The 5046-nt window shown below is 70.7% G+C and carries 6 protein-coding genes and 1 pseudogene; 2 read left to right on the top strand and 5 right to left on the bottom strand.

Going from position 1 to position 5046, the window contains the following annotated elements; all coding sequences use genetic code 11:
- Nucleotides 1–647 (bottom strand): J domain-containing protein (locus VJS38_RS14945; RefSeq protein ID WP_324088945.1); only part of this gene is annotated, 647 nt, incomplete at its 3' end.
- 52 nt (nt 648–699) lie between these two features.
- On the opposite strand from VJS38_RS14945, the gene VJS38_RS14940 reads away from it, so the two are divergent.
- On the top strand, nt 700–975 hold the full coding sequence (locus VJS38_RS14940) for a BolA family protein (protein ID WP_324088946.1): 276 nt from the start codon (nt 700–702) through the stop codon (nt 973–975).
- A gap of 33 nt (nt 976–1008) precedes the next feature.
- Here VJS38_RS14940 and VJS38_RS14935 read toward each other — a convergent pair whose 3' ends face one another.
- The 4 genes from VJS38_RS14935 to VJS38_RS14920 form a co-directional block, all read right to left on the bottom strand.
- Nucleotides 1009–1383: a response regulator gene (locus VJS38_RS14935; RefSeq protein ID WP_324088944.1), complete on the bottom strand. Its 375-nt coding sequence runs from the start codon at nt 1381–1383 to the stop codon at nt 1009–1011.
- 294 nt (nt 1384–1677) lie between these two features.
- Nucleotides 1678–2955, bottom strand: coding sequence for an HlyC/CorC family transporter (locus VJS38_RS14930; RefSeq protein ID WP_324088943.1), 1278 nt, complete (start codon nt 2953–2955; stop codon nt 1678–1680).
- Complete coding sequence (gene aroB, locus VJS38_RS14925; RefSeq protein ID WP_324088942.1) at nt 2952–4064, bottom strand: 3-dehydroquinate synthase; 1113 nt, start codon at nt 4062–4064, stop codon at nt 2952–2954. Before aroB ends, VJS38_RS14930 begins: the two co-directional genes overlap by 4 nt.
- Nucleotides 4061–4609 carry a shikimate kinase gene (locus tag VJS38_RS14920; protein ID WP_324088941.1) on the bottom strand — a complete coding sequence of 183 codons (549 nt, stop codon included), beginning with the start codon at nt 4607–4609 and terminating at the stop codon, nt 4061–4063. The genes aroB and VJS38_RS14920 overlap by 4 nt, the downstream gene beginning before the upstream one ends.
- A 67-nt stretch (nt 4610–4676) precedes the next feature.
- Here VJS38_RS14920 and VJS38_RS14915 point away from each other — a divergent pair.
- Nucleotides 4677–5046 (top strand): annotated as a pseudogene (locus VJS38_RS14915) (hypothetical protein); the annotation flags it as partial.

Here is a 5046-nt window from a genome sequence, read left to right as displayed (position 1 = left end):
GCCTTGCGCAGCGCCTGGTAGGCGCGGATCACCTTCTGCAGGCGGTGCTCGCCGGCGCGGTCGCCGCCGTTGGAGTCCGGGTGCAGCCGGCGCACCAGCTCGGTGTAGCGGGCGCGGATCTTCGGCCCGTCGGCGCCGGCCTCGAGGTCCAGCTCGGCCAGCGCATTGCGCTCGATCTTGCCGAGCTTGGGGCCTTCGGGCTCGGGCGCCGGCTGCGGGCCGCCGCGGCCGAACAGGTTGAACGGGTCGCGGTAGCCCTGGCCGGCGCCCACCTTGGCGGAGAAGGCGGCGGCCTCGCGCGAGAATCGGCCGGCCTTCATCTCCCAGGTCGGGCGCCCGCCGGTGAACAGCTCGTCCTGCTGGCGCCGGCGAATCTCGCCTTCGCTCAGGCCGGCGAAGAAGTCCCAGTTGCGGTTGTACTCGGCCGCGTGCGGCTGGCAGAACCAGTAGTGCTCGTTGAGCATGTCGCGCGATTTCGGCGCCCGCGCGGTGGCCGCCTGGCGGCAGCCGGGGTGGTCGCAGGGCCGCTCGCCCGGCTTCAGCGCGTTGACGTCCGCTTCAGCCGCAGCCGCCTCCGCCTCCTCTTTGGATGGCGGGCGCACGCGGATGTCTCGGAACTTGGGCTTGTATTGAAAAGCGCCGGGCATGCAGCGAGTATGGGGCTAAGACCGTGACGTTCAAGAATTGAAGATGCCGCTGATGGGCGCCATAGCTGAAGCGATCCGCGACAAGTTGACCGAAGCCTTCCGGCCCACCCGGCTGGAGATCCAGGACGACTCTGCGCGCCACCACGGCCACGCCGGCGCGCGCGAGGGCGGCGAGAGCCATTTCAACGTGCTGATCGAGGCCGAGGCCTTCGCCGGGAAGCCCAAGGTGGCCCGCCAGCGTCTGGTCTACCAGACCCTGGCCGAGGAACTGGCCGGGCCGGTGCACGCGCTGTCGGTCCGCGCCGTGGCCCCGGGCGAAGCCGCCTGAGGCCCGCGCGGCGTCAACGCCGCTCGGCCCCGCCTAGACCCCCGCCTTCTCTCTGAGCTCGCTCAGCACTCGGGCGAGGTCGGCCTCGCGGAACGGCTTCTGCAGGACCGGCGAGCCCTTGTCGACGTCGCGTAGGCCGGCGTCGCCGTAGCCGGTCGCGAAGGCGAACGGCGCACCCTTCTCGCGCAGGACGTCGGCCAGGGGGAAGATCGGTTGGCCGCCGAGGTTGACGTCCAGCACTGCGCAGTCGAGCTCGGCCGATTGCGCCAGCTGCAGCGCCTCGTCCAGGCGCGAGGCGGGACCCACAATGGTGCAGCCAAGGTCGGTGAGCATGTCCTCGATCAGCATCGAGACCATCATCTCGTCCTCGACAACCAGCACCCTCAGGCCGTCCAGCTTATCGGTCATTCGCAGGCTCCAAGGCAGCTCGCACCATGGGTTCCTCGGGGCGTAAAGGTCATCCGTAGCACGCCCGACGAACGCCTGCACGGATGTAGGGGTCTGGCTCTCGAAGGCCGTCCCAAACCGGCGCCGGCGTCCTAATCGGGCATGGGACCGACGATCCCCCAATGGATCAAGCTTGGCTGAACGACGCCGTTCCGCCGTCGGTTCCGCAAACGGATTCGCCTTTTAGCTGCGAGCGTCAAGCGTCCGGCCGAGGATTTGATCGATCCTCGCCTGAACTTTACGCCGGCGGCCAGGTCACTCCTCGAGCGGCGTGGGCGGCCAGATCTGCAGCACGGTGATCTGGTTGCCCTTGCGCTCGGCGACCTGGAACTGGTGCCGGTGAAAGGTGAAGGTCTGGCCGACCTCCGGAATTCGCTGGGCCTCGGCGATCAGGAGGCCCGCCACGGTGACCGCCTCGTCGTCCGGCAGGTCCCAGTTCATCGCCCGGTTGAGGTCGCGGATGGTGACCGAGCCGTCGACCATCACCGCGCCGTCGGGCCCCGGCCGCACGCCGGCGACGGCGATGTCGTGCTCGTCCTCGATCTCGCCGACGATCTCCTCGAGGATGTCCTCCAGGGTGACGAGGCCCTTCAGGGCGCCGTACTCGTCGACGACCAGGGCGAAGTGGTTCTGCCGCTTCAGAAAGGCCGCCAGCTGGTCCTTCAGCGTGGTGGTCTCGGGGATGAACCAGGGCTCGCGCAGGATGGCCTTGATGTCGAGCGCGTCGATCTTGCCGTCGGCCTGGGCCAGCGCCTGCAGCAGATCCTTGGCGTGCAGCACCCCGACGATGTTCTCCGGATCGTCGCGATAGATCGGCAGGCGCGAATGGGTGCTCTCCAGCGCTTCCTCGACGATCTCGCGCGGCGAGAGCTCGCCGTCGATCATCGAGATTCCCTTGCGGTGGACCATCACCTCGCTGACGTCCATCTCGGCGAGGTCGAGCACCCCGCCCAGCATCCAGCGGTCGCGGGTCTCCACCAGGCCCTCGGAGTGGTGGTACTCGACCGCGCCGCGGATCTCTTCGTGGGCGGCGAGCACGTCGAGCTCCATCCCGAGCTTCACCCCGAAGAGGCCGAGGGTCCTGCGGATCACCCACTGGATGGCGTTGATGATCGGGCCGGCGAAGCGGACGAAGACCTGCGTGGGGGCGGAGAGGAAGCGCGCGACGTCGTCGGAGCGCAGGATCGCCAGCGTCTTTGGCAGCACCTCGGCGAAGACCAGCACCAGCACGGTCATCAGCCCGGTGGCGATGGCGACGCCGAGCGCGCCGGGAATCGCCCGGGTGAGGACCTCGGTTGTCAGCGCCGAGGCCAGGATGTTGATCAGGTTGTTCCCCAGGAGGACCGAACCGATCATCGTCTCCTGGTCGGAGATCAGCTGGTTCACGCGCCGCGCAGCGCGGTCGCCGTCGCGTTCCAGCTGGTGCATCCGCGCGCGGCTGGCGCCGGTCAGCGCCGTCTCGGCGGCGGAGAAGAAGGCCGACAGCGCCAGGAGGCCGAATACGATCGGCCCCAGCGCGATCAGGGCGGTCATGCCAGGGCTCCTTCGCTCACGAGGAAGCGACGGACGGACTCGGCGTCCACGTCCTTGGCGACGTAGGTCTCGCCCAGCCCGCGGGCCAGGATGAAGGTGAGCCGTCCGGCCTCGGCCTTCTTGTCCTGCGCCATGTGGCGCACCAGGCGCGCGGCGTCGAACGGATGGCCGGGGATCTCGTCCAGCCGCGTCGATAGGCCGGCGGCGGCGATGGCCGACGTCGCGCGCTCGGCGTCCTGGCCGCGGCAGAGCCCCTGTGCGGCCGAGAAGCGGAACGCCAGCGCCTGGCCGGCGGCGACGGCCTCGCCGTGCAGCAGAGCCTCGCCGTAGCCGGTTTCCGCCTCCAGGGCGTGGCCGAAAGTGTGGCCGAGGTTCAGGAGGGCGCGCCGGCCCTGCTCCTTCTCGTCCTCGGCGACGATCTCGGCCTTCATTTCGACCGAGCGCGCCACCGCGTGGGCCAGCGCCGCGGGCTCGCGCGCCAGCACCGCCGCGCCGTTGGCCTCCAGCCACTCGAAGAAGGCGAAGTCGCCCAGGAGGCCGTACTTGATCACTTCGGAATAGCCGGCGCGCATCTCGCGGTCCGGCAGGGTCGAGAGCACGTCGAGGTCGGCCAGCACCAGCCTGGGCTGATGGAAGGCGCCGACCAGGTTCTTGCCGCGCGGGGTGTCGATCGCGGTCTTGCCGCCGACCGAGGAGTCGACCTGGGCCAGGAGGGTGGTGGGGATCTGCACGAAGCCGATGCCGCGCTTGTAGATCGCTGCGGCGAAGCCGGTCAGGTCGCCGACCACCCCGCCGCCGAAGGCGCACACCACGTCGCCGCGGTCGAGTTCCAGCGCCAGCAGGCGGTCGATCACCTCGGCCAGGCCTTCGAAGCTCTTGGTCTGCTCGCCGGGCGGCACGATCACCGGGTGGACGGCGAGGCCCGCCGCCTGCAGCGCTTGGCTCAGCGCCTTGCCGTGCAGGCCCCAGACGGTCTCGTCGCTGACCACGGCCAGCCGGCCGCGGCGGGTGAGGGGCGCGATGCGGGCGCCGGCCCCGGCCAGCAGGCCCGGCCCGATCAGCACCTCATAGGCGCGTTCGCCGAGCCCCACGGGGACGCTGCGGCTCATTGGGTATGTTCCTCGAGATAGGCGCTGAGCGCGCGAAGGATCTGGTCGACGCCGACATGATGGGCCGCGTCGCCGGTCTCGACGGTGATGTCGGCCTGGCCGTAGAAGGGGTAGCGCGCCGCCGCCTGGGCCTGCAGCACCTCCATCGGGTCCTTGCCGATCAGCAGCGGGCGGGTGTCCTTGCGGCCGATCCGGCGGGCCAGGACCTCCAGGTCGGTCTTCAGCCAGACCGAGACCGCCTTGGCCTTGATCAGCGCGCGGGTGTCAGGATCCATGAAGGCGCCGCCGCCGGTCGCCAGCACATGCGGCGCCTCCTCCAGCAGGCGCGCGATCACCCGCCGCTCGCCCTTGCGGAACTCGGCCTCGCCCAGCTCGGCGAAGATGTCGGCGATCGACCGCCCGGCGGCGGCCTCGACCTCGGCGTCGGCGTCGCGGAACGCCATGCCCAGGGCGTTGGCGAGCCGGCGGCCCACGCTCGACTTGCCCACTCCCATGAGGCCGACCAGGGCGATGGTGCGACGGCGCAGCGGTTCGAAACGGTCCATGAATGGCGCAGGCTTACACGAGGGGACGCTCTCGCGCCAACTCCGAGCCCCGGCTATGCTGTAGCGCATGTGGCGCATCCTGGCCCTGGCGGCCGTCCTGACCCTCGCAGATCCGGCCGCGTCGGCGCTCGCCCAGGGGGTGGAGGTGACCCCGCTGGCGGCCCCCGACGCCTTCTCCACCGCCGGACGCCAGACCGGACTGCCGCAGGATCTGTGGCGCGGCGCCTCTGTCGACACCTTGAACGCGGTGCTGCCGAAATTGGCCGCAAAACCGCTGTCGGCGGCGGGCGCGGCGCTGGCCCGCAGGGTGCTGGCGACCGGCGCACAGGGGCCGGAGGGGCTGGGACCCGACCTCGCCGCCCGCGCCGAGGCGCTCACCGCCCAGGGCGATTCGAAGACCGCCGCCGCGGTGCTGGCGCGCGCGCCGAGCCTCGACC

This window comes from Phenylobacterium sp., assembly GCF_035276905.1.
GTDB lineage: Bacteria > Pseudomonadota > Alphaproteobacteria > Caulobacterales > Caulobacteraceae > Phenylobacterium.
The sequence above is the reverse complement of the archived record's forward strand: the minus strand, read 5'-3'. Positions and strand labels throughout refer to the sequence as shown.